This is a genomic window from Streptomyces sp. MNU76, assembly GCF_020982545.1.
Classification (GTDB): Bacteria; Actinomycetota; Actinomycetes; order Streptomycetales; family Streptomycetaceae; genus Streptomyces.
In genome coordinates, this window is record NZ_JAJKLK010000019.1 from 14,025 (window position 1) to 37,844 (window position 23,820).

A 23,820-nucleotide genomic window follows, 5' to 3' on the forward strand; every position below is an offset into this window, starting at 1 on the left:
GGCCGGGCGGATATGAAGGCCGCGCGGACATGAACGACAACGACAGCGCGTCGGCGCACGCGAACGACAAGAGGAGCACCGTGAACCGCCTGTCCGCCGAGAAGGTCACTCTCGCCTACGACCAGCGGGTCATCGCCGAACAGCTGTCGGTGGAGATACCCGACAATTCGTTCACCGTGATCGTCGGCCCGAACGCCTGCGGCAAGTCCACGCTGCTGCGAGCCCTCTCCCGGATGCTGAAGCCGTCCCAGGGGCGGGTGCTGCTCGACGGGCAGGTCATCCAGTCGATGCCCGCGAAGAAGGTGGCTCGGACGCTCGGGCTGCTGCCGCAGTCGTCGATCGCACCCGACGGGATCACCGTCGGCGATCTCGTGGGCCGCGGCCGCTACCCGCACCAGGGGCTGCTGCGGCAGTGGTCGGCCGAGGACGAGCGGATCGTCCGGGAGTCCATGGAGTCGACCGGGGTCGCCGAGCTGGCCGACCGCTACGTCGACGAGCTGTCCGGCGGCCAGCGCCAGCGGGTCTGGATCGCCATGGCGCTCGCCCAGCAGACCCCGCTGCTGCTGCTCGACGAGCCGACCACCTTCCTCGACATCCAGCACCAGATCGACGTGCTCGACCTGTGCGCGGAACTCCACGAGGAGCAGGGGCGCACGCTGGTCGCCGTACTGCACGACCTCAACCACGCCGCCCGCTACGCCACCCACCTCATCGCCCTGCGCGGCGGCTCGGTGATCGCCGAGGGTGCCCCCTCCGAGATCGTCACCGCCGGACTGGTCGAGGAGGTGTTCGGGCTGCGCTGCCAGGTCATCGACGACCCGGAGACGGGCACCCCCCTGGTGGTACCGGCGGCGCGCAAGGCACGGTCCGGCGAGGCGAGGGCCGAGAAGGTGACGGCTGTTAGAGGAGCTTCCTGAGCTGGAGCAGGTCGCGGAAGCCCGCCTCCAGCTTCACCCGGCCCGAACCCCAGGCCTTGGCGAAGTTCAGTTCCCCGTCGACCAGGGCCACCAGGTCGTCGCCCGTCATCGCGAGGCGGATCTGCGCCTTCTCGGCGGGCGGCCCCTGGAGGGTGTCGTGCACCTCGATCCGGCCTTCCCGCATCCGGCCCACGAAGGTGACGTCGAGATCCTTGATGTGGCAGCTCACCGAACGGTCGAGGGCCGTCGCCTCGCTCATGTGTCCGTCGGCGCCTGCCATGTTGTCCGAGAGCTTTTCGAGCGCGGCGCGGCACTCATCGATCGTTGCCATCGCGACCGACGGTACCCCAGAGCTTCGCGGTAGCGTCTGGGCATGAGCGACTCTTTGCCCGAGGTCGTGGCGGAGGCGGACGCGGCGGTTCCGGCGCCGCCGACCGAGGTCGGACCCGAGGACGACCCCGCCGCCCCGGCACCGTTGGACGTGCCCCGTACCGCCACCGGCCACCCCGAGGTCGACATGGCCCTCGACCGGCTGGCCGACGCCGACCACCTCGCCACCGACGGCCATGTGGAGGTGTACGAGGATGTACACCGGGGGCTGCGCGACGCGCTCACCGCGCTCGACGCCCGCCCGGGACCGCCGGTTCCCACCCGTCACCCGACCACCGCCCCTCAATGAGACCCTTCGGGTCACACCTATCGATCACCCGTACGAAAGCAGGAGCTGAACCGAACGTGGCAGGAGTCGCACGCCGTCGTCTGGACGCCGAACTGGTCCGGCGCAAGCTCGCGCGGTCGCGCGAGCACGCGAGCCAGCTGATCGCCGCCGGCCGGGTCACCGTCGGCAGGACCGTCGCGACCAAGTCCGCCACCCAGGTGGAGACCGCCGCCGCGATCGTGGTCGTGAGCGACGACAGCGACCCCGAGTACGTGTCCCGGGGAGGCCACAAGCTCGCGGGCGCCCTTGAGGTCTTCGTCCCGCAGGGGCTCACCGTCGAGGGGCGGCGGGCGCTGGACGCCGGAGCCTCCACCGGCGGGTTCACCGACGTACTGCTGCGGGCCGGGGCCGCGCACGTCGTCGCCGTGGACGTGGGATACGGACAACTCGCCTGGACCTTGCGGAGCGATGAACGCGTCACCGTCAAGGACCGTACGAACGTACGCGAGTTGACGCTCGAAGCGATCGATGGGGAGCCTGTGGATCTTGTCGTGGGGGATCTGTCCTTCATCCCGCTCGGCCTGGTACTGCCCGCCCTGGTGCGGTGCGTGAAGCCGGACGCCGATCTGGTGATGATGGTCAAGCCGCAGTTCGAGGTGGGGAAGGAGCGGCTGGGCAGTGGGGGAGTCGTACGGAGTCCGGAGCTGCGCGCCGAGGCGGTGCGCGAGGTGGCCCGGCGGGCCGGGGAGCTGGGGCTCGGGGTGAAGGGTGTGACGGCCAGTCCGCTGCCCGGTCCCTCGGGCAATGTCGAATACTTTCTGTGGCTGCGTGCCGGGGCACCCGCGCTGGACCCGGCCGACGTCGACCGAGCAGTGGCGGAGGGGCCGCGGTGACTCAGGACCGATCTCGAACTGTCTTCCTGCTCACCCACACCGGGCGGCCGGCGGCGATCCGCAGTGCCGAACTCGTCGTCAAGGGGCTGCTGCACCACGGCATCGTCGTGCGCGTCCTGGAGTACGAGGCCGAGGACATCCCGCTGCCGGAGGAGGTGGAGCTCGTCAAGGAGGCCACCCCGCAGTGCCTCGACGGGTGCGAGCTGCTCATCGTCCTCGGTGGTGACGGCACGCTGCTGCGCGGCGCAGAGTTCGCCCGCGCGTCCGGGGTGCCGATGCTCGGCGTCAACCTCGGCAGCGTCGGCTTCCTCGCGGAGGCCGAGCGGGACGACCTCGACAAGGTCGTCGACCGCGTGGTGACCAAGTCCTACGAGGTCGAGGAGAGGATGACCGTCGATGTCGTCGTTCACCAGAACGGGGACATCGTCCACACGGACTGGGCGCTCAACGAGGCGGCCGTGCAGAAGGCCGGCGCCGAGAAGCTGCTCGAAGTCGTCCTGGAGATCGACGGGCGGCCGGTGACCGGGTTCGGGTGCGACGGCATCGTGCTGTCGACTCCGACGGGGTCGACGGCGTACGCGTTCTCGGCGGGCGGGCCCGTGGTGTGGCCCGAGGTCGAGGCGCTGCTGATGGTACCGATCTCCGCGCACGCGCTGTTCGCCAAGCCGTTGGTGACGTCGCCGAACTCGGTGCTGGCGGTGGAGGTGCTGCCGCACATTCCGCCGGGCGTGCTGTGGTGCGACGGGCGGCGGACCGTCGAGCTGCCGCCGGGGGCGCGGGTGGAGGTGCGGCGGGGGCTGTGCCGGTGCGGCTGGCCCGGTTGCACCACGCGTCGTTCACCGACCGGCTGGTGGCCAAGTTCGCGCTGCCCGTTTCCGGGTGGCGGGGGCTCGGCACTAGCGCGATGTGGGGGCGGGGACCGTCAGTGGCTGTGGGTTCGTCGTGGTTGCTCGCGCAGTTCCCCGCGCCCCTGAGGGCGCGCTGTAGCTCGCCGGGGTGACATAGGTGCCGGGGGGCGTCGCGGTCTCCCGCCCCGACCTCGTAAGGTCGTGTCCGTGTTGGAGGAGATGCGGATACGGTCGCTCGGAGTCATCGACGACGCTGTCGTCGAGTTGTCGCCCGGCTTCACCGCCGTGACGGGTGAGACGGGTGCGGGCAAGACCATGGTGGTCACCAGCCTCGGCCTGCTGCTCGGCGGGCGGGCGGACCCGGCGCTCGTGCGGATCGGTGCGAAGAACGCCGTCGTGGAGGGCCGGATCGCCGTGCCCGAGGGCGCGGCGGCGGTGGTCCGGGCCGAGGAGGCCGGGGCCGAACTCGACGACGGGGCGCTGCTGATCAGCCGTACCGTGTCCGCCGAGGGACGGTCCCGGGCACATCTGGGCGGGAGGTCCGTCCCCGTGGGCATGCTCGCCGAGCTGGCCGACGAACTCGTCGCCGTGCACGGGCAGACCGACCAGCAGGGGCTGCTGAAGCTGTCCCGGCAGCGGGCGGCGCTCGACCGGTACGCGGGCGACGCGGTGGCCGTACCGCTCACCAAGTACGGCGAGGCCTACCGGCGGCTGCGGGCCGTGGCGACCGAACTCGACGAGATCGTCACCCGCGCGCGGGAGCGGGCCCAGGAAGCCGACATGCTGCGGTACGGCCTGGACGAGATCGCCGGCGTCGAACCCCGGGCCGGCGAGGACGTGGAACTGGCAGAGGAGGCCGAGCGGCTCGGGCACGCGGAGGCGCTGGCCTCGGCGGCGACGGCCGCGCACGTCGCTCTCGCGGGCAATCCCGAGGACCCGGAGGGCGTGGACGCCACCACCCTCGTCGCGGGCGCGCACCGTGCGCTGGCGGCCGTGCGGTCGCACGACCCGGCGCTCTCCGTGCTCGCCGAGCGGATCGGGGAGGTCGGGATCCTGCTGGGCGACGTGGCCGGGGAGCTGGCCGGATACGCTGACGACCTGGACGCCGACCCGCTGCGGCTGGCGGCCGTCGAGGAGCGGCGGGCCGCGCTGACGGCGCTGACGCGGAAGTACGGCCGGTACGGTGAGGACATCGCCTCGGTCCTGACGTGGGCCGAGGAGGGCGCCCAGCGACTCACCGAACTCGACGGCGACGACGAGCGCATCGAGGAGCTGACCGCCGAGCGGGACGCGCTGCGGGTCGAGTTGGGTGGCCTCGCCCAGGCGTTGACGGACGCCCGTGCCGAGGCCGCCGAGCGGTTCGCCGCGGCCGTCACCGCCGAGCTGGCCTCGCTCGCCATGCCGCACGCGCGCGTGTCGTTCGAGATCCGGCAGACGGACGACCCCGAGGGCGTCGAGGTGGGCGGGCGTACGGTCGCGTACGGGCCCTCCGGCGCGGACGAGGTCGAGCTGCTGCTCGCGCCGCATCCGGGGGCGCCGCCGAGGCCCATCGCCAAGGGCGCGTCCGGTGGTGAGCTGTCGCGGGTGATGCTGGCCGTGGAGGTGGTGTTCGCGGGGACGGACCCCGTGCCGACGTATCTCTTCGACGAGGTCGACGCCGGTGTGGGCGGCAAGGCCGCGGTCGAGATCGGTCGGCGGCTCGCTCGTCTCGCCAGATCGGCGCAGGTCGTGGTGGTCACGCACCTGCCGCAGGTGGCGGCCTTCGCGGACCGGCAGTTGCTGGTGGAGAAGACCAACGACGGTTCGGTGACCCGGTCGGGTGTGAAGGTCCTGGAGGGCGAGGAGCGGGTGCGCGAGCTGTCGCGCATGCTCGCAGGCCAGGAGGACTCGGAGACGGCCCGGGCCCACGCGGAGGAACTGCTGGCGGCGGCCCGCGCGGACGCCTAGGCGGGACGCGAGTCGTGTGGAGGGGCAACCTCGTGCGGGAGTTCACTCGTGTGGGTGACGCTGGGTCCGGGGTTGCCCGCCCCTCCGGCTCGTGCCCCGTCCGGCTGTCCCGGAACACCCTTGCGGCCTGGCATCCTTGGACAGGAACGACGTAGCGGGACGTGCTGCGTGGACCGTGCGGAAGCACCTCGTACGGTCCACCCCCACCGCGGGACCCTTCTGCACGTTCCTTCGTGACCGTCCGACCCCGAACCAGGAGCCCCGGCCACGTGAGCCACGTGAGCAGCCACTCACCACACGGCCAGTCGCCGCTGCGGACCGTGCAAGTGCTCGGCGGCGGCAGCGCGGTGAGCAGCGCGCATGTGCGGTCGCTGGCCTCGGGGCTGGTCGCCAGGGGCGTGCGGGTCACCGTCTGCGCCCCCAGTGAGACGGACGGGCAGTACGACTTCACCGGCGTCGGCGCCCACCACGTCCATGTGCCCCGCAGCAGCGACCCGGCCTCGGTGGCCAGTCTGCGCGGCGCCTTCGCGGACGCCGACCTGGTGCACGCGCACGGACTTCACGCCGGCTTCCGCGCCACCCTCGCGCTCGGCCGGCGCACCACCCCGCTCGTCGTCACCCTGCACACGCGGTCGTACGCCGAGGGCGCGCGGGCGCATCTGCTGCGGCTGCTGGAGCGGCGGGTGGCCAAGGCCGCCGCCGTGGTGCTCGGCACCTCCTCCGACCTGGTCGACCGGGCCCGCAGCCGGGGCGCGCGCGACGCACGGCTCGCCGCCGTCGCACTGCCGGTGCCGCGCCCGGCCGTCCCCGGTGGGGATCCGGACCGGCCCGCGTCCAAGGTCAGGGCCGAACTGGGCGCCACGGAACGCCCGTTGCTCATGGCCGTCGGCACGCTCGACCGTCGGCGGGGGTACGACACCCTGCTCGACGCCGCCCGTCGGTGGCGCGGTCGCGACCCGGCGCCGCTGGTCGTCGTCGTGGGCGAGGGGCCGCTGCGGGGCACGCTGCAGCGGCGTATCGAGGACGAGGAGCTGCCCGTTCGGCTCGTCGGGCCGCGCGACGACGTCTCCGAACTGATCGCGGCGGCCGACCTCGCGCTGCTGCCCGGCGGTGCCGAAGGCCGCTCGGTCCTCGCTCAGGAGGCGCTCCACGCACGCGTGCCGCTGGTCGCCGCCGCCGTCGGATCGGTGCCCGATCTGGTCGGCGACGGCGCGGAACTCGTCCCGTACGGCGACGCCGAGGCGCTGGCCGGGGCCGTCGAGCGCCTCCTCGGCGACCCCGCCAGGTGCGAGGCGCTTCGGGAGCGCGGCACCCGGCAGGCGGCCACCTGGCCGACCGAGGACGAGACGGTGGCCCAGGTGCTCAGTGTGTACGACGAGTTGACGCGGCCCAGGCCCCTGACCTGAGGGCCGCGCGCGGGGGCAGGGTGTCAGCCGACGTGTCTGCGTGCCCGCAGGGCCAGGCTCAGGGCCAGCACCGCCTGGGGGTCGTCCAGGTCGGTGCCGAGCAGTTCGCCGATCCGCGCGAGGCGGTTGTAGAGGGTCTGGCGGTTGAGATGCAGTTCGCGGGCGGTCTCCGCCTTGCGGCCCGCGTGCGCGAGATACGTCTCCAGGGTGGGCAGCAGCGGTGGCTTGGCCCGGCCGTCGTGGTCGCGCAGGGGGCCGATCGCGCGCTCCACGAAGGCGGCCAGGTCGGGGTGGTCGCGCAGCCGCCACAGCAGCAGGTCGATGTCCAGGCGCCGGGCGTCGTACCAGGGACGGTCGGCCAGGCCCTGTGCGGCCGTCGCCGCCTCCGCCGCGTGCCTGAGGCCCGCCGAGGCGGCCGCCCAGCCGCCGGGCACCCCGACGACCACCACCGGGGGCCGCCCGCCCGGCCGCCGCATCCCGGCACGCTCCACGCCGGCCCGCAGCGCCGCCGCTGCCTTCTCGGCCACCGCGGTGCGCTCCGACTCCGCGCGCAGGGCCAGCAGCAGCGGTACACGGCCCTCGACGGGGCGTACGCCGAGCAGCGCGGGTACGCCCACGGAGGCCAGCTCCTCGGCCACCGCGCGGGCCAGGACGGCCCAGCCGCCGCCGGGGGAGAGGCCGTCGGCGAGCCGCATCACGACGGGCAGCAGGGGGCCGGAGCCCGGCTTGAAACCGAGGACGCGGGCCTGTGCGGGGGCGTCCTCGGCCTGGACGCGGCCCTCGGCGAGGTCGGTGAGGAAGTCACCGCGCCCCCGCGCGGCCAGCTCCTCCTCCTGCCGGGCCTGCATCAGGACGACGGCGAGGATGCCGGCCGCGCGTTCGGCCGCCATCCGGTGGACGGGTACCAGGGGAGCGAGGACGGGCAGGAGGACCAGCCGGGCCCGTACCGCGCCGGTGCCGGGGCCGCCGCCCGGTACGTCGACGAGGGCCGTCCCGGCCGGCGGCTCGTCCTGGTGCCGGCCGCGCAGCCCCTCCCACACCTGGAGGGGATCGGTGTCCGCGGGCCCGGTCCCGGCGGCGTAGAGGAGCTGTCCGTCGGGGGTCTCCAGGAAGACCGGGTTGCCGCTGAAGTCGGCCAGGATGCCGAGGACCTGCGGGACCCCGCCCCCGCCGAGCAGGGCCTCGGTGCAGCGGCGGTGCACCTCCTCGGCCTGCTGGAGGAGCGCGTAGTGGCCGTTGACGATCTCGGTGTGGATCTCCTCGGTGACCGTCACGAAGGCCACCTCGCGGTGCAGTTGGACGAGCGGGAGCCCGGCCGAGCGCGCCGTCTCGACGAGGGCCGCCGGGAGCCGGGCGAAGCGCGGGCCCAGTTCGACCACCAGGGCCGAGATACCGCGTTCGGCGAGGGTCCGGACGAACGCGCGCTGATCGGCGGGGCGCGTGCCGAGCCCGTACCCGGTGGTCAGCAGCAACTCACCGCCCTTGAGGAGCGAGGCGATGTTCGGGACCTCGCCCGCGTGCACCCAGCGCACGGTGCGGTGCAGCCGGTCGGCGCCCGCGAGGATCTCCGGCAGCCCACCGCGCAGTCCGGGCAGCTCCAGCGCCCGCCGGACGGTGATGCCGCCCTGCGTCTCACGGCCGTCTCCTGGTCCGCGGCCTCCACGGGTGTCCATGGAGCGGACGGTACCCGGTCGTCAGGCCGGTGGGATGTTGTGGTTGAAGCGGAAGACGTTGTCGGGGTCGTAGGCGGTCTTCACCGCCGTCAGCCGCCGGTAGTTGTCGATGCCGAGTCCGGCGACGACCCGGTCGGCGCCCTCGTCGCCGACGAAGTTGAGATAGACGTCGCCGGTGCTCCAGGGCCGGGCATCGGCGCGCACGTCCCGTACCCACCGCACGCACCTCTCGTCGTCCTCGGGGTCGGCCCAGACGCCGAAGGGATGCACGACCCAGGGGGAGTCCCGGTAGGGCACGGGGTAGTGGGCGGGGCCCTCCGGTATCGCGCCGCCGAGCGGGAAGAGCACGTGCTGGGTGCCGGTCGGCACGGGCATCGACCAGGCGCGGGTGGCGAATACGTCCACCAACTCGTCCGGCAGACCGGTCAGGTACTCCGCCGACCAGTAGTTCCGCATCCCCGGCGGGTCGTCGATCATGCACTGCACATCGGCGTACGGCATCGCGCCGACGATCTCGGCCTCGTGCGGCATCGACAGGAGCGGCTGGGCGACCTTGCGCATGTCCTCCTCGGTGCCCGCGTACGTCAGGAGGACCGCGCAGGTGAGCCCGCCGACCAGATAGTCGGGGACGAACTCCTCGGGCGGGGCGGTGAGATAGAGGACGCCGCCGCCCGCCTCCCGCGGACCGGTCTCGATGACGTCGCGGTACACGCGGATCACCTCGGGGCCGTGTTCGGGACGGTAGAGGAGCAGGGCGACGGCGAAGGCGGGCAGCTCGTGCAGCCGGAGGGTGAGCGTGGTGGCCACGCCGAAGTTCCCGCCGCCGCCGTGCAGCGCCCAGAACAGGTCCGGGTTCTCCTCGGAGTTCGCGCGGACGGTGTGTCCGTCGGCGGTCACCAGGTCGACGCCGAGCAGGTTGTCGACGGCGAGCCCGAAGGCGCGGTCCAGCCAGCCGCTGCCGCCGCCGAGGACGAAGCCGCCCACCCCCGTGGTCGAGGCGCGGCCGCCGGTGGTCGCCAGACGGTGGGGCTCGGTGGCGCGGTCGAGGTGGCTCATGGTGGCGCCGCCCCCGACGCGTGCGGTCCTGGACGCGGGGTCGACCGTGACCTCGTGCATCCGGCGGAGGTCGATGACGAGCCCGTTGTCGTTGAGTGCCATTCCGGCCACGCTGTGGCCGCCGCCGCGTACCGCGATCGGCAGGTCGAGGTCGCGGGCGAAGCGCACCGAACGGACGACGTCGGTCTCGTCGGCGCACTCGGCGATCACGGCCGGACGTCGGTCGATCATGGCGTTGAAGACCGTGCGGGCGTCGTCATAACCCGGGTCGTCCGGCGCGTACACCTCGCCGGCCAGATCCTCGCGCAGTGCGGCGAGGGCCGCTCGCGCCTTCGAGAGGGGAGCCATGGTGAGCCGCCCCCTTTCGGTCGGGGGACAGGGCTCCTTCCAGGCTAGGCGGGGGCGGCGGACGGGGCCTGTTCGGGGCTCGCGCGGCACCCGGCGGCGGGGCCGGAGGCCGGGAGGTGGGTCGGCGCGAGCACCCGCACCGGCGAGCGCAAGCGCTTGCCGGTGCGCCTGCGGGCGCTCCGGTCCGCCGCCGTGCGCGCCGGACCGGAGGGCGCGCACGGCGGGCCGTACGCCCCCGGCGTACGGCCCGCCATGGGCCCCAGACGCGCTCAGCCGCCGCACGCCCCAGACGCGCTCAGCCGCCGTACGCCCCCGACGCGGTCAGCCGCAGGGCCGTGTCGATGAGGGGGACGTGGCTGAAGGCCTGCGGGAAGTTGCCGACCTGGCGCTTGAGCACCGGGTCCCACTCCTCGGCGAGGAGGCCCAGGTCGTTGCGGAGGGAGAGCAGCTTCTCGAAGAGCTTGCGGGCCTCGTCGACCCGGCCGATCATGGCCAGGTCGTCGGCCATCCAGAACGAGCAGGCGAGGAACGCGCCCTCGTCGCCCGGCAGCCCGTCCACGCCCTCCTCCTCGCCGGAGGTCGGGTAGCGCAGGATGAAGCCGTCCGGGGTCGACAGCTCGCGCTGGATCGCCTCGATGGTGCCGATGACCCGCTTGTCGTCCGGCGGCAGGAAGCCCATCTGCGGGATCAGCAGCAGCGATGCGTCCAGTTCCTTCGAGCCGTACGACTGGGTGAAGGTGTTGCGCTCCTTGTCGTACCCCTTCTCGCACACGTCCCGGTGGATGTCGTCGCGCAGTTCGCGCCACTTCTCCAGCGGGCCGTCCGCGTCACCGGACTCGATGAGCTTGATCGTCCGGTCCACCGCGACCCAGGCCATGACCTTGGAGTGCACGAAGTGGCGGCGCGGTCCGCGCACCTCCCAGATGCCCTCGTCCGGCTCGTCCCAGTGGTCCTCCAGGTAGCGGATCAGCTTCAGCTGGAGGAGCGAGGCGTAGTCGTTGCGGGCCAGCCCGGTCATGTGGGCCAGGTGCAGTGCCTCGGTGACCTCGCCGTACACGTCCAGCTGGAGCTGGTGCGCGGCGCCGTTGCCGACCCGGACCGGCGCGGAGTTCTCGTACCCGGGCAGCCACTCCAGCTCGGCCTCGCCCAGCTCCCGCTCACCGGCGATGCCGTACATGATCTGCAGGTTCTCCGGGTCGCCGGCGACCGCGCGGAGCAGCCACTCGCGCCAGGCGCGGGCCTCGTCGCGGTAGCCGGTGCGCAGCAGCGAGGAGAGGGTGATGGCCGCGTCGCGGAGCCAGGTGTAGCGGTAGTCCCAGTTGCGGACGCCGCCGATGTGCTCCGGGAGGGAGGTCGTCGGGGCGGCGACGATGCCGCCGGTCGGGGCGTACGTCAGGGCCTTGAGCGTGATCAGCGAGCGGACCACGGCCTCGCGGTAGGGGCCGTGGTACGTGCACTGGTCCACCCAGTCGTGCCAGAACTCCTCCGTGGCCCGCAGCGAGGGCTCGGGCTCCGGCAGCGCCGGGGGCTGCTTGTGCGAGGGCTCCCAGGAGATCGTGAACGCGATCCGGTCGCCGGGCGTGACCGTGAAGTCGGCGTAGGTGGTCAGCGCCTTGCCGTAGGTCTCGCACTCGGTGTCGAACCACACCGAGTCCGGCCCGGCGACGGCCACCGTGCGCCCCTCGTGCTTGTGCACCCAGGGCACCACCCGGCCGTACGAGAACCGCATCCGCAGGGCCGAGCGCATCGGCACCCGGCCGCTGACGCCCTCCACGATCCGGATCAGCTGCGGGGCGCCGTCACGCGGCGGCATGAAGTCCGTCACACGGACCGTGCCGCGCGGGGTGTCCCACTCGGATTCCAGGATCAGCGAATCGCCGCGGTACCGGCGGCGGGAGGCCGTGGGCGGCTCGGCGTCCGCCGCGTGCGCGGGACCCAGTCTCCAGAACCCGTGTTCCTCGGTGCCGAGCAGTCCCGCGAAGACGGCGTGGGAGTCGAAGCGGGGCAGGCACAGCCAATCGACCGTGCCGTCCCGGCAGACCAACGCGGCGGTCTGCATGTCTCCGATGAGTGCGTAGTCTTCGATGCGCCCGGCCACGTGCAACTCCAGTCGAACGGCCACGTCGTCGCCCCCCGAGGGGCGGTCGCTGTGCGGTGTGCGGTCAAGGGACCCAAGGGATCGACAAAGGAACCATGTTTCCAGAGTGATCCAAGGGACGGTGTCATGCGATGTCGCTCAACGATCCTCAACGCAAATGAGGCGATCGTTGCTCAACGCACTGACGAGCTCTCATGATTACCGGAGACGGGCGGGGGTGGTGCCGTCGCGCCGGCCGCGCTCGGCAGCGAGTGTCCGAAGAGGATACGACGCACCGGAGGGCTCCGCGTGCCGCTCCGGACAACACGGGTGGGCCGAACGGGTGAGCTAATGGTGAAGGTCGGGCGGGATTCGCCGACAGTCGTACGAGGTCCGTGTCGGCCCGTGCGCGGAGCGTGGCCGGAAGCGATCGTGTCCTGTCGCTGATACCCTGGTAGCCCGTGGACCGGTGGGCGCCCCAGTCGAAAACTCGCAAGAGGGACCCCCGAACCGCAGCGAAGGCACCCCCGACGGATGAGTTCGGGCGGCGGCCGACCCGCACACCGAACCGCGACCACGGGAGCCCCCTCTTGGCCATGCCGCCCGCTGCATTTCGAAACTCGACGACAAAGCACATCTTCGTCACCGGGGGTGTCGCCTCCTCTCTCGGCAAGGGTCTGACCGCCTCCAGCCTCGGCATGCTGCTCAAGGCCCGCGGCCTGCGCGTCGTGATGCAGAAGCTCGACCCCTACTTGAACGTCGACCCCGGCACGATGAACCCCTTCCAGCACGGTGAGGTGTTCGTCACCAACGACGGAGCCGAGACCGACCTGGACATCGGACACTACGAGCGCTTCCTCGACCGTGACTTGGACGGCTCCGCCAATGTCACTACAGGCCAGGTCTACAACACGGTCATCGCCAAGGAGCGGCGCGGCGAGTACCTGGGCGACACCGTCCAGGTCATCCCGCACATCACCAACGAGATCAAGCACCGCATCCGGCGCATGGCCTCCGACGAGGTCGACGTCGTCATCACCGAGGTCGGCGGCACCGTCGGCGACATCGAGTCGCTGCCCTTCCTGGAGACCGTCCGCCAGGTCCGTCACGAGGTCGGCCGCGACAACGTCTTCGTCGTCCACATCTCGCTCCTGCCGTACATCGGGCCCTCGGGGGAGCTGAAGACGAAGCCGACGCAGCACTCGGTTGCGGCTCTGCGCAACATCGGTATTCAGCCAGATGCGATCGTTCTGCGCTGTGATCGTGAAGTTCCCGCCGCGATCAAGCGCAAGATCTCCCTGATGTGCGACGTCGACGAGGCCGCCGTGGTCGCGTGTCCCGACGCGCGCTCGATCTACGACATCCCGAAGACCGTGCACCGCGAGGGCCTGGACGCCTACGTGGTCCGCAAGCTGGACCTGCCGTTCCGTGACGTGGACTGGACGACCTGGGACGACCTGCTCGACCGCGTCCACAACCCGCTCCACGAGATCAACCTGGCGCTCGTCGGCAAGTACATCGACCTGCCCGACGCCTACCTCTCGGTCACCGAGGCGCTGCGCGCGGGCGGCTTCGCCAACAAGGCCCGGGTGAAGATCAAGTGGGTCACCTCCGACGACTGCAGGACCCCGGCCGGCGCCGCGGCCCAGCTCGCCGACGTCGACGCCATCTGCATCCCCGGCGGCTTCGGCGACCGGGGCGTCTCCGGCAAGGTCGGCGCCATCCGGTACGCCCGCGAGAACCGGATCCCGCTGCTCGGGCTCTGCCTGGGCCTGCAGTGCATCGTGATCGAGGCCGCGCGCAATCTGGCCGACATCCCGGACGCCAACTCCACGGAGTTCGACTCCGCCACCGCGCACCCGGTCGTCTCCACCATGGCCGAGCAGCTGGACATCGTCGCCGGTGAGGGCGACATGGGCGGCACCATGCGGCTGGGCATGTACCCGGCCAAGCTCGCCGAGGGATCGATCGTGCGCGAGGTGTACGACGGCAAGGAGTACGTCGAGGAGCGCCACCGTCACCGCTATGAGGTGAACAACGCCTACCGCGCGGAACTGGAGAAGAAGGCCGGTCTGCAGTTCACCGGCACCTCGCCCGACGGCAAGCTCGTCGAGTACGTCGAGTACCCGCGCGAGGTCCACCCGTACCTGGTCGCGACCCAGGCGCACCCCGAGCTGCGCTCCCGTCCGACCCGCCCGCACCCGCTGTTCGCGGGGCTGGTGAAGGCCGCCGTGGAGCGGAAGACCGGCAAGTAATTCCGAGCGGCACGAGAGCTGTACGGTGACCGGGGTGCGCGTCTTTCGGGATGTGTGCCCCGGTTTCTTTTGGCATGTGTGGGAGGACGAGTCGACATGACGATCAAGGACACCGCCGAGGAGTGGGAGGTCCGGGCGAGCGAGACCCCGTTCGTCGGCAAGAAGACCTCCGTGCGCACGGACGACGTGGTCATGCCCGACGGGTCGGTCGTCCACCGCGACTACCAGGTCCACCCCGGCTCCGTCGCCGTCCTCGCCGTCGACGACCAGGACCGGGTGCTGGTCATCCGCCAGTACCGCCACCCGGTCCGCGAGCGGCTCTGGGAGATCCCGGCGGGCCTCCTCGACGTGCCCGGCGAGAACCCGCTGCACGCCGCCCAGCGCGAGCTGTACGAGGAGGCGCACGTCAAGGCGGAGGCGTGGCGGGTGCTCACCGACGTCTACACCACGCCCGGCGGTTGCGACGAGGCGGTGCGGATCTTCCTGGCCCGGGATCTCTCCGAGGCCGAGGGGCACCGGTTCGAGGTGGAGGACGAGGAGGCCGACATGGAGTTGGCCCGGGTGCCGCTGGACGAGCTGGTGCGGGGGGTGCTCGCCGGGGAGCTGCACAACAACTGCCTTGTGGTGGGGGTGCTTTCGCTGGTGGCCGCGCGCAGTGGTGACGGGGTGGAGTCGCTGCGTGCGGCTGAGGCGCCGTGGCCTGCGCGGCCGTTCGAGATCTAGGGGTGCCTGAGGAACGTGGATGAGCCGCGGGCCGTTGGTGGCTGGTCGCGCAGTTCCCCGCGCCCCTTACGGGCGCGGTTGTCGCGCCCTCTGACGGAGCGTGAGCCCTCTTCACTCCACCTTGACGACACCAGTCGTACGATCTGCTGATCCGATCGAGCGATCTCACCGCCCCGCTCCGCCCAGATCGTCGCAGAGCGTGAACTAGGCTCGGGAAACGCCCGAACCGGAGTCCCGGCGGGCTTGCTCGTGCGGTGGGACGGGAGTGTGGCCCGTGGCGGATCAGGCGGTGGACCTCGGGGGTGCCCGGGTGTCCGGAACGGGGCGGCCCCCGGCTGTCGAGGCCGCCCCCACGGACAGTCAGTTCCTGGGCCGTACAAGAGAGTTGAAGGAGCTGCGGGCCGACATCGACCGGGCCGGGCTCAACACCCTCGCGGGCCGCAAGGCCCCCCACGCGCGCGTGCTGCTCGTCGCCGGCCGCCCCGGCTACGGCCGCACCGCGCTCGCCGAGGAACTCGTACGGCAGGTTACCGATGGTTACCCCGACGGGGTGCTGCGGACCCGGCTCACCGAGCCCGACGGCACCCGGGTCCCGGTCGAGCGCGCGGCGCGGGAACTGCTCGGGGAGCTGGGGCTGCCGGCGCCGGCCGGGGCCGACGAGGACGACCTCAGCGAGACATTGCGCGAGGCGCTGGCCGACCGCCGGGTGGTGCTCCTGCTCGACGACGCCGCCGACGCCGAGCAGGTCGACGCGCTGCTGCCGGACACCCCCGACTCCCTGGTCGTCGCGGTCTCCGGAGGGCCGCTGACCGGCATCTCCGACGTCCGCCCGTGCACCCTGGGCGGGCTGGACAGCAAGTCCGCCGTGGAACTGCTGGAACGCTTCAGCGGCTCGGTGCGCATCACCGTGGACCCGCGCTCTGCCGAGGGGCTCGCCGAGGTGTGCGGGGCCCAGCCCGCCGCGCTGCGGCTCGCCGGGGGCTGGCTGGCCGCCCGGCCCTCCGCCGCCGTCTCCGACCTGGCCAAACAGCTGCGCGCCGACGAGGACGACGGCCCGCCGCTCACCAGGATCTTCAAGCTGTCGTACGTCTCGTTGCCGACCACCGCCGCCCGGATACTGCCCCTCCTCGCCTTGGCCCCCGCCGGCCTGGTCGACCCGCACGTCGCCTCCGGTCTCGCCGGCTGCTCGGTCGACACGGCACGCAGCACCCTGGACGATCTGGTGGCCCTGGGTTTCCTGCACGAGGTCGACTCGCCGCTGCCGCAGTACGAGGTCCCCGGCTGTCTGCAGCCGCTGCTGCGGACCCTCGCCGAGAGCCAGGAACGGCCGGGCGAGCTGCAGCTGGCCCGCGCGCGGATGCTGGAGCGGACGGTACGGCTGCTGCAGTCCTGCCGTGCCATCACCGAGACCGACAGCCCACTGGCCCGCGAGAAGCTCCTCGCGATGCCCAAGGCGCTGCGGTTCCCGACGCCCCGGGCCGCCGAGGAGTGGCTGCGCGTGCGCCGGCCCGCGCTGCTCGCCGCGGCCCGGCTCGCGGTCGCCGACGGCGAGCTGGACACCCTCGCCCGGCGTCTGATGTCCCAGCTCGTGCGGGCCCTGGTGGCGCACTTCGGTACACAGGCCGCGGCCCCCGACCTGTACGACCTGCACGGACTGGTCCTCGATGTCGCCGAGCGCCGTGCCCTGCCTCGGGAGCAGGCGGCCGCGCTGCTGAACCTCGGCGACCTGGACGCCCGGACCGGCCGTACGACGGCGGCACTGGCCCGCTACCGGGCCGCGCTCGACGCCGGACGCCGGGCGAACGACCCGTACGCGACCGGCCGCGCGACGGAATCCGTAGGCGCCGCCCACCAGGAGCTGGAGGACTACGACCGGGCCGCGGACTGGTACGGCAGGGCGCTCGCCCAGCGGCTCGCCCGCGACGAGCGCGAGGACGCCGCCCGGCTGTACGGCCGGATCGCCGCCGTGCACACCTTCGCGGGCCGGTACGGCGAGGCGCTGCGCAACTGGAGCTCGGCGCTCACCGGCCACCGCCGGCTGGGCGATGTGGCCGGTCAGGCAAGGGCGTTGAGCGAGATGGCACGTGTCCAGGAGTACGCGGGCCGGCCCGAGGAGGCGCTGCGCACCTGCCAGGAGGCGGCGGAGTGGGCGCGGCGGGCCGACGACGTCCGGCTGCAGGCCGCGATCCAGCTGCGGATCGCCGACACCCTGGAGAGGCTCGGCGACCCCGCGGCGGCCCGGCTGCACCGGGGAGCCGCCGAGCGACTGCTCGACGACCTCGACGACGGGGCCCCGGCCCCCCAAACCCACGAGATCGAGCCGGAACAAGGTGCTAACGCCTGCGAAATCCGTAGTGCATCCGCGAAAGATTGATGCATTGAAAGGCTAGACAGCGGGGATACCTTCATTAGACTGGCTGCGCCGCCGGTTCTCCTGCGGTGTCTCCCAGTGCGCTCAGATGCGTACGGGTATGTCCTGCATTGCGTGGGCATGTTCCGCCTGTGTGTGCGAGCCCCACACCCCTCCGAGCCAAGGACCGTGATCGACGTGAAGGTCGGCATCCCCCGCGAGGTCAAGAACAACGAGTTCCGGGTGGCGATCACCCCCGCCGGTGTGCACGAGCTCGTGCGCCACGGCCACCAGGTCGTCATCGAGCAGGGCGCCGGAGTCGGCTCGTCGATCCCGGACGCCGAGTACGTCGCCGCCGGCGCCGAGATCCTGGCCACGGCCGACGAGGTGTGGGCCGCGGCCGACCTGCTGCTCAAGGTCAAGGAGCCGATCGCCGAGGAGTACCACCGCCTGCGCAAGGACCAGACGCTCTTCACCTACCTGCACCTGGCCGCCTCCAAGGAGTGCACGGACGCCCTCGTCGAGTCGGGCACGACCGCGATCGCGTACGAGACCGTCGAGCTGCCGAACCGCGCGCTGCCGCTGCTCGCGCCCATGTCCGAGGTCGCGGGCCGGCTCGCCCCCCAGGTCGGCGCGTACCACCTGATGCGGGCCAACGGTGGGCGCGGGGTTCTGCCCGGCGGTGTGCCGGGCGTGCTGGCCGGGCGGGCCGTCGTCATCGGCGGTGGCGTCTCGGGCTGGAACGCGGCGCAGATCGCCATCGGCATGGGCTTCCACGTGACCCTGCTCGACAAGGACATCAACAAGCTCAAGGAAGCCGACAAGATCTTCGGCACGAGGATCCAGACCGTCGTCTCCAACGCCTTCGAGCTGGAGAAGGCCTGCCTGGAGGCCGACCTCGTCATCGGCGCCGTCCTCATCCCGGGCGCGAAGGCCCCGAAGCTGGTCACCAACGAGCTGGTGTCGCGGATGAAGCCGGGAAGTGTTCTTGTCGACATCGCGATCGACCAGGGCGGCTGCTTCGAGGACTCCCGGCCCACCACTCACGCGGAGCCGACCTTCCCGGTCCACGCGTCGGTCTTCTACTGCGTCGCCAACATGCCCGGCGCGGTGCCCAACACCTCGACCTACGCGCTGACCAACGCCACGCTGCCGTACATCGTGGAACTCGCCGACCACGGCTGGGCCGAGGCCTCGCGCCGCGACCCGGCGCTGGCCCGGGGGCTCAACACCCATGACGGCAGGGTCGTTTACCGCGAGGTGGCCGAGGCGCACGGCCTGGAGCACGTCGAGTTGGCGTCACTGCTCGGCTGACCGGCTGTTTTTAAGTCACCTTTCGGTAAAAGGCGATACGTCAACACGGGTCGTCAACAGCACCTTCCCGGCCGGATCTTGCCCGACAAGGTCCGGCCGGATGTGTGTATGGTCACTTTGTGACACTCGCGTAACTCGCCTCGAACGTAACCGTTCGGATGTTTCGCGCACCGGTGAAACCTGCCGTGCGACGGCCCTACGCCCTTGACAGCCGCATGTTTCATTGCCGACACATCGGGCCGGGTCCGGCGGATTGTGTTGCTGCGGACCGCCGACACGCCATAGAGTCGCCAACCGTCGGCATGGTGCCACGCTGACCTATCTAGAAGTTTCCTGGTCACCAAGGAGGTAAGACGACTTGTGAATGAGTCGACATTTACTCCCGGGGGTGGTCAACCAGGAATGCCTGCGCCGGTCTCGGGCCCCACGGGGTTCGCGGCTGTCGGCTCCGTCGCTGTCCGCACCTTCGCAGCCCACCAGAGCCAGCAGCCAGCCGGGCTAACTCCGCCAGCACACCAGAGCATGGATGGCCAACACGTGAACGCCATGGCCGGCGACGGAAGTGGCGGGGTCCACAACCACTTCGCCGACTACGACGAGCTGCCCGACGGGCACTTCTACGACCCCGACGCCGAGTACGAGCCCGATCCGGAGTACGCGGCGACGCTCGCGCCCGACGCGGCCCGTCAGCGCCGCGAGCGGATCGGTCCCACCGGTCGCCCGCTGCCCTACTTCCCGATCCCGGGCCCGCTGACCGACCATGGTCCCGCGAAGATCATCGCGATGTGCAACCAGAAGGGCGGCGTCGGCAAGACGACGTCGACCATCAACCTGGGTGCCGCGCTCGCGGAGTACGGCCGCCGGGTCCTGCTCGTCGACTTCGACCCGCAGGGCGCCCTCTCGGTGGGCCTCGGGGTGAACCCGATGGAGCTCGACCTCACGGTCTACAACCTGCTCATGGAGCGGGGCATGTCGGCCGACGAGGTGCTGCTGAAGACGGCGGTCCCCAACATGGACCTGCTGCCGAGCAACATCGACCTGTCCGCGGCCGAGGTCCAGCTCGTCTCCGAGGTCGCGCGCGAGTCGACGCTCCAGCGCGCCCTGAAGCCGCTCATGGCCGACTACGACTACATCGTGATCGACTGTCAGCCCTCGCTCGGCCTGCTCACGGTCAACGCGCTGACCGCCGCGCACAAGGTGATAGTGCCTCTGGAGTGTGAGTTCTTCGCTCTCCGTGGTGTCGCGCTGCTGACGGAGACCATCGAGAAGGTCCAGGAGCGGCTCAACCCCGAGCTGGAGCTCGACGGCATCCTCGCCACGATGTACGACTCGCGCACCGTGCACAGCCGTGAGGTTCTCGCGCGGGTCGTCGAGGCGTTCGACGACCACGTCTACCACACGGTCATCGGGCGCACGGTCCGCTTCCCGGAGACCACGGTCGCCGGTGAGCCGATCACCACGTACGCCTCCAACTCCGTCGGCGCCGCCGCCTACCGTCAGCTCGCCAGGGAGGTGCTCGCCCGGTGTCACGCCGAGTGAGTCTGCCGGGGGCCGACGAACTCTTCCGTACGACAGGGGGAATGGCGCTGCAGCCGTCCACTCCCCGGCGGGGGGCCAACGGAGAAGTCCGTGTGCCCGCTCCCGCCGGGGAGAGCGACGGGGCCGCCGGCGCGGAGGACGCGCCGACGTCCGTGCCCGTGCAGGGCGGTGACGGCGAGGGGTCCGAGCATGTGGCCGCCGACGCCGAGTCCGACGGCGAACAGCCGCGCAGCCGTGGCGCCGCGGCGGGGGCCGAGCGGGCCGCCGCCGGGCGGCAGCCGAAGCCGCAGGAAGGTTCTGCCGCGGCGCCCCGCAAGCGGGGGCGGGCCTCCGGGCGCCGGCCCAGCGGGCGGGAGCGGCACGACGAGAAGATCACCGTGTATGTCTCCGCCGAGGAGCTCATGGACCTCGAACACGCGCGGCTGGTGCTGCGTGGGGAGCATGGGCTGGCCGTCGACCGGGGGCGGATCGTGCGGGAGGCCGTCGCCGTGGTGCTGGCGGATCTGGAGTCCCGTGGAGACGCGAGCATCCTCGTACGTCGGCTGCGGGGGCGGTAGGGGTAGCCTGCCAGGGCTATGACCTCGTACGACTCCTCTGGCTCGGCTTCCGGTGGTTCCGGGGGCCGTCGCCGTGCGCTGGGGAGGGGGCCGCTGGCTCCGTCGGCCGAGCCGGTGGCGCGGGCCGAGGGTGAGTCCGCGGGCGGCGGTGACGAGAAGCCGTTGGCTGCCGCCCTGGCCGGGGCCGATCCCGCTTCGGAAGCCGCAGCCGACGGGGCCGAGCCTGTAGCCGAAGCCGCAGCCGATGTGGCGTTCGGAGCGAGGGTCGAAGCCGGAGTGCCGGTCGAGGTCGACCCGAGAGCTGTGGTCGGGGTCATGGCTGAGGCCGGAGCCGAGCCCGGAGTCGGAGCCGAGTCCGGCGCCCCAGTCGAGCCCGGAACCGGCGCCGGTGCCGAGGCCGAGCCGGAACCTCGACCCGAGCCCCAGCCTCAGCCAGAGCCAGAGCCAGAGCCGCGCCCCGAGCGCGAACCTCAACCCGAGCCAGAGCCGCAGCCCGAGGCTCCAGAGCCAGAGCCGCGCCCCGAGCGCGAACCTCAACCCGAGCCAGAGCCGCAGCCCGAGGCTCCAGAGCCAGAGCCGCGCCCCGAGCGCGAGCCCAGGCCCGGTGCCGCAGGCGAGGCCGAAGCCGGTGCCGGTGGGGGGTTCAAGGTTCGGCTCGCGAACTTCGAGGGGCCGTTCGATCTGCTGCTTCAGTTGATCTCGAAGCACAAGATGGACGTCACCGAGGTGGCGCTGTCCAAGGTCACCGACGAGTTCATGGCGCACATCCGGGCCATGGGGTCGGACTGGGACCTCGACGAGACGACCGAGTTCCTCGTCGTCGCCGCGACGCTGCTGGACCTGAAGGCCGCGCGGCTGCTGCCCGCCGCCGAGGTCGAGGACGAGGCCGACCTCGCGCTCCTCGAAGCCCGGGACCTGCTGTTCGCCCGGCTGCTCCAGTACCGCGCGTACAAACAGATCGCGGACATCTTCAACCGCCGGCTGGACGAGGAGGCCCGGCGCTACCCCCGGACCGTCGGTCTGGAGCCGCACCACGCCGAGCTGCTGCCCGAGGTGGTCATCAGCATCGGGGCGGAAGGATTCGCCAGGCTCGCGGTCAAGGCGATGCAGCCGAAGCCGAAGCCTCAGGTGTACGTCGATCACATCCACGCGCCGCTGGTGAGCGTGCAGGAGCAGGCCGGGATCGTCGTCGCTCGGCTGCGCGAGCTGGGGGAGGTGTCCTTCCGCGCGCTCGTCGAGGACACCGACGACACCCTGACCGTCGTCGCCCGCTTCCTGGCCCTGCTGGAGCTCTACCGGGAGAAGGCCGTGGCGCTGGACCAGGAGACCGCCCTCGGGGACCTGATGGTGCGCTGGACCGGCGGGGAGGGGGACGCCGAGCCCGTGGTCACGGACGAGTTCGACCGGCCGCCCGAACCGCCGAAGGAGGAGACCAAGGCATGAGCGAGGAGACGCCCGCAGGGGCGACCGGGGCGCCCGCGGAGTCGCGTACCGTCGCCGACCTCGATCTCAAGCCCGCCCTGGAGGCCGTCCTGATGGTCGTGGACGAGCCCGCGACGGCCGAGCACCTGAGCAAGATCCTGGAGCGGCCGAAGCGGCAGATCTCCAAGGCGCTGCGGGAGCTGGCCGACGAGTACGCGCTCCAGGGGCGCGGCTTCGAGCTGCGGCTGATCGCCGGGGGCTGGCGGTTCTACACCCGGCCCGAGTACGCCGCCGCCGTCGAGCGGTTCGTGCTCGACGGGCAGCAGGCCCGGCTGACCCAGGCCGCGCTGGAGACGCTGGCCGTGGTCGCGTACCGGCAGCCGGTGAGCCGGAGCAGGGTCTCGGCCGTACGAGGGGTCAACTGCGACGGGGTCATGCGCACCCTGCTGCAGCGGGGTCTGGTCGAGGAGGCGGGCGCGGAACCCGAAACAGGTGCGATCCTGTACAGGACGACGAACTACTTCCTGGAGCGGATGGGCCTGCGCGGTCTGGACGAGCTCCCGGAGCTCGCGCCCTTCCTCCCGGAGGCGGAGGCGATCGAGGCCGAGACCCAGGAAGCCGTACCGTCGTTCGATCCGGATGCTCCGGATTCCGAGGACACAGACGACAAGACGGAACTTTGATGCGAAGCAGCAGCGGCAGGAACAGCAGCGGAAACAACGGCGGGAGCCGTGGTGGCAACAGCGGCGGCCGCGGCGGAAGCGGTGGTGCACGCGGCGGGAGCGGGGGTGGCGGCGGGGCCGCGGCAACTACCGCGGTGCGGGGAACGACCGCGACGACAGGCAGGGCGGCCGGCCGAAGAAGCCCCGCCCCGAGGAGCGCCGTTACGACGTGGGCCCCGGCGGCTCCCCGGACGGTCCCAAGTCCGGGCGCGGCGCCTCGGCGCGCGGCGGGGCCAAGGGCGGACCGAAGCAGTCCCAGCAGCAGCGCGGGCGGTGGGCCCCGGCGACCTCGCGCGAGTACGACGCGCGCGCCGAGGAGCGCAACCGGGAGCGCTACGCGGGCAAGAAGGACGTCAAGCTGCCCAAGACCTTCCCGGGCGCCGAGCAGGAGGGCGAGCGGCTGCAGAAGGTCCTCGCGCGCGCGGGCTACGGCTCGCGGCGGGCCTGCGAGGAGCTGATCGAGCAGGCGCGGGTCGAGGTCAACGGCGAGATCGTCCTGGAGCAGGGCAAGCGCGTCGACCCGGAGAAGGACGAGGTCAAGGTCGACGGTCTGACCGTGGCCACGCAGTCGTACCAGTTCTTCGCGCTGAACAAGCCCGCCGGAGTCGTCTCCACCATGGAGGACCCCGAGGGTCGGCAGTGCCTCGGCGACTACGTGACCAACCGTGAGACGCGGCTGTTCCACGTCGGCCGGCTCGACACCGAGACCGAGGGCGTCATCCTGCTCACCAACCACGGCGAGCTGGCGCACCGGCTGACCCACCCCAAGTACGGCGTCAAGAAGACGTACGTCGCGCACATCGTGGGCCCGATCCCGCGCGACCTGGGCAAGCAGCTCAAGGACGGCATCCAGCTGGAGGACGGGTACGCGCGCGCGGACCACTTCCGCGTGGTGCAGCAGACCGGCAAGAACTACCTCGTGGAGGTCACCCTCCACGAGGGGCGCAAGCACATCGTGCGCCGGATGCTGGCCGAGGCCGGCTTCCCCGTCGACAAGCTCGTCCGCACCGCCTTCGGGCCGATCTCCCTCGGCGACCAGAAGTCCGGCTGGCTGCGCCGGCTGTCGAACACCGAGGTCGGGATGCTGATGCAGGAGGTCGACCTGTAGGTCGTGG

18 protein-coding genes and 1 pseudogene are annotated in these 23,820 nt (G+C 71.8%); 15 read left to right on the plus strand and 4 right to left on the minus strand.

The annotated features are described in order from the left end of the window. The first annotated feature begins 29 nt into the window (after positions 1 to 29). Positions 30 to 917 (plus strand): ABC transporter ATP-binding protein, encoded by an 888-nt coding sequence (locus E4N62_RS26540; RefSeq protein WP_230218758.1) that lies wholly within the window; start codon positions 30 to 32, stop codon positions 915 to 917. On the opposite strand, the gene E4N62_RS26545 is transcribed toward E4N62_RS26540, so the two are convergent. Further along, a complete protein-coding gene (locus tag E4N62_RS26545) occupies positions 901 to 1,248 on the minus strand; it encodes an SCP2 sterol-binding domain-containing protein (protein ID WP_230218759.1) in 348 nt (115 codons plus the stop codon). The genes E4N62_RS26540 and E4N62_RS26545 overlap by 17 nt on opposite strands. 42 nt (positions 1,249 to 1,290) lie before the next feature. Here E4N62_RS26545 and E4N62_RS26550 point away from each other — a divergent pair, with 42 nt between their 5' ends. The 5 genes and pseudogenes from E4N62_RS26550 (at position 1,291) to E4N62_RS26570 (ending at position 6,669) form a co-directional block, all read left to right on the plus strand. After that, positions 1,291 to 1,596 carry a hypothetical protein gene (locus E4N62_RS26550; RefSeq protein WP_230218761.1) on the plus strand — a complete coding sequence of 102 codons (306 nt, stop codon included), beginning with the start codon at positions 1,291 to 1,293 and terminating at the stop codon, positions 1,594 to 1,596. Positions 1,597 to 1,652: 56 nt separating this feature from the next. Further along, entirely contained in the window at positions 1,653 to 2,468 is an 816-nt protein-coding gene (locus E4N62_RS26555; RefSeq protein WP_230218763.1) for a TlyA family RNA methyltransferase, read from the plus strand. Further along, a pseudogene (locus E4N62_RS26560) lies at positions 2,465 to 3,357 on the plus strand (NAD kinase); the annotation flags it as partial. The gene E4N62_RS26555 and the pseudogene E4N62_RS26560, both read left to right, overlap by 4 nt. A gap of 178 nt (positions 3,358 to 3,535) precedes the next feature. Next, entirely contained in the window at positions 3,536 to 5,263 is a 1,728-nt protein-coding gene (recN, locus tag E4N62_RS26565) for a DNA repair protein RecN (protein ID WP_230220195.1), read from the plus strand. Positions 5,264 to 5,532: 269 nt separating this feature from the next. Then, a complete protein-coding gene (locus E4N62_RS26570; RefSeq protein ID WP_230218764.1) occupies positions 5,533 to 6,669 on the plus strand; it encodes a glycosyltransferase family 4 protein in 1,137 nt (378 codons plus the stop codon). 23 nt (positions 6,670 to 6,692) lie between these two features. Here the strand turns inward: E4N62_RS26570 and E4N62_RS26575 are convergent, their stop codons facing one another. The 3 genes from E4N62_RS26575 to E4N62_RS26585 form a co-directional block, all read right to left on the minus strand. Continuing rightward, the gene (locus E4N62_RS26575; protein ID WP_230218765.1) at positions 6,693 to 8,342 is read right to left on the minus strand and encodes a PucR family transcriptional regulator; all 1,650 of its coding nucleotides are present in this window, start codon (positions 8,340 to 8,342) and stop codon (positions 6,693 to 6,695) included. Between the two features lie 21 nt (positions 8,343 to 8,363). Next, positions 8,364 to 9,746 carry an FAD-binding oxidoreductase gene (locus E4N62_RS26580; RefSeq protein ID WP_230218768.1) on the minus strand — a complete coding sequence of 461 codons (1,383 nt, stop codon included), beginning with the start codon at positions 9,744 to 9,746 and terminating at the stop codon, positions 8,364 to 8,366. A gap of 295 nt (positions 9,747 to 10,041) precedes the next feature. Next, positions 10,042 to 11,844, minus strand: a complete 1,803-nt coding sequence (locus E4N62_RS26585; protein WP_230220197.1) for a glycoside hydrolase family 15 protein — start codon at positions 11,842 to 11,844, stop codon at positions 10,042 to 10,044. 575 nt (positions 11,845 to 12,419) lie between these two features. Here E4N62_RS26585 and E4N62_RS26590 point away from each other — a divergent pair. From E4N62_RS26590 to E4N62_RS26630, 9 genes are all read left to right on the plus strand, one after another. Beyond that, positions 12,420 to 14,078 (plus strand): CTP synthase, encoded by a 1,659-nt coding sequence (locus E4N62_RS26590; RefSeq protein ID WP_230220199.1) that lies wholly within the window; start codon positions 12,420 to 12,422, stop codon positions 14,076 to 14,078. Between the two features lie 96 nt (positions 14,079 to 14,174). Beyond that, the gene (locus tag E4N62_RS26595) at positions 14,175 to 14,801 is read left to right on the plus strand and encodes an NUDIX hydrolase (protein ID WP_230218769.1); all 627 of its coding nucleotides are present in this window, start codon (positions 14,175 to 14,177) and stop codon (positions 14,799 to 14,801) included. A gap of 274 nt (positions 14,802 to 15,075) precedes the next feature. Next, positions 15,076 to 17,175, plus strand: a complete 2,100-nt coding sequence (locus E4N62_RS26600; protein ID WP_230218770.1) for a tetratricopeptide repeat protein — start codon at positions 15,076 to 15,078, stop codon at positions 17,173 to 17,175. Between the two features lie 165 nt (positions 17,176 to 17,340). Continuing rightward, positions 17,341 to 18,465 (plus strand): alanine dehydrogenase, encoded by a 1,125-nt coding sequence (ald, locus tag E4N62_RS26605; RefSeq protein WP_230218771.1) that lies wholly within the window; start codon positions 17,341 to 17,343, stop codon positions 18,463 to 18,465. 402 nt (positions 18,466 to 18,867) lie between these two features. Next, entirely contained in the window at positions 18,868 to 20,004 is a 1,137-nt protein-coding gene (locus tag E4N62_RS26610) for a ParA family protein (RefSeq protein WP_184895873.1), read from the plus strand. After that, positions 19,989 to 20,561 (plus strand): hypothetical protein, encoded by a 573-nt coding sequence (locus tag E4N62_RS26615; RefSeq protein WP_230218772.1) that lies wholly within the window; start codon positions 19,989 to 19,991, stop codon positions 20,559 to 20,561. The genes E4N62_RS26610 and E4N62_RS26615 overlap by 16 nt, the downstream gene beginning before the upstream one ends. A 315-nt stretch (positions 20,562 to 20,876) precedes the next feature. Beyond that, positions 20,877 to 22,004 (plus strand): ScpA family protein, encoded by a 1,128-nt coding sequence (locus tag E4N62_RS26620; RefSeq protein WP_230218773.1) that lies wholly within the window; start codon positions 20,877 to 20,879, stop codon positions 22,002 to 22,004. Beyond that, the gene (gene scpB / locus E4N62_RS26625) at positions 22,001 to 22,666 is read left to right on the plus strand and encodes an SMC-Scp complex subunit ScpB (RefSeq protein ID WP_230218775.1); all 666 of its coding nucleotides are present in this window, start codon (positions 22,001 to 22,003) and stop codon (positions 22,664 to 22,666) included. The genes E4N62_RS26620 and scpB overlap by 4 nt, the downstream gene beginning before the upstream one ends. Positions 22,667 to 22,874: 208 nt before the next feature. Beyond that, the gene (locus E4N62_RS26630) at positions 22,875 to 23,813 is read left to right on the plus strand and encodes a pseudouridine synthase (RefSeq protein ID WP_230218776.1); all 939 of its coding nucleotides are present in this window, start codon (positions 22,875 to 22,877) and stop codon (positions 23,811 to 23,813) included. Positions 23,814 to 23,820 lie beyond the last annotated feature (7 nt).

Excerpts from the sequence above, each read along its gene's own strand:
- E4N62_RS26610 (WP_184895873.1), top strand. The coding sequence starts at position 18,868 with ATGCCTGCGCCGGTCTCGGGCCCCACGGGGTTCGCGGCTGTCGGCTCC.
- E4N62_RS26540 (WP_230218758.1), top strand. The coding sequence starts at position 30 with ATGAACGACAACGACAGCGCGTCGGCGCACGCGAACGACAAGAGGAGC.
- E4N62_RS26550 (WP_230218761.1), top strand. The coding sequence starts at position 1,291 with ATGAGCGACTCTTTGCCCGAGGTCGTGGCGGAGGCGGACGCGGCGGTT.
- recN (WP_230220195.1), top strand. The coding sequence starts at position 3,536 with ATGCGGATACGGTCGCTCGGAGTCATCGACGACGCTGTCGTCGAGTTG.
- E4N62_RS26580 (WP_230218768.1), bottom strand. The coding sequence starts at position 9,746 with ATGGCTCCCCTCTCGAAGGCGCGAGCGGCCCTCGCCGCACTGCGCGAG.
- E4N62_RS26545 (WP_230218759.1), bottom strand. The coding sequence starts at position 1,248 with ATGGCAACGATCGATGAGTGCCGCGCCGCGCTCGAAAAGCTCTCGGAC.
- E4N62_RS26590 (WP_230220199.1), top strand. The coding sequence starts at position 12,420 with ATGCCGCCCGCTGCATTTCGAAACTCGACGACAAAGCACATCTTCGTC.
- E4N62_RS26595 (WP_230218769.1), top strand. The coding sequence starts at position 14,175 with ATGACGATCAAGGACACCGCCGAGGAGTGGGAGGTCCGGGCGAGCGAG.
- scpB (WP_230218775.1), top strand. The coding sequence starts at position 22,001 with ATGAGCGAGGAGACGCCCGCAGGGGCGACCGGGGCGCCCGCGGAGTCG.
- E4N62_RS26575 (WP_230218765.1), bottom strand. The coding sequence starts at position 8,342 with ATGGACACCCGTGGAGGCCGCGGACCAGGAGACGGCCGTGAGACGCAG.
- E4N62_RS26620 (WP_230218773.1), top strand. The coding sequence starts at position 20,877 with ATGGCTGAGGCCGGAGCCGAGCCCGGAGTCGGAGCCGAGTCCGGCGCC.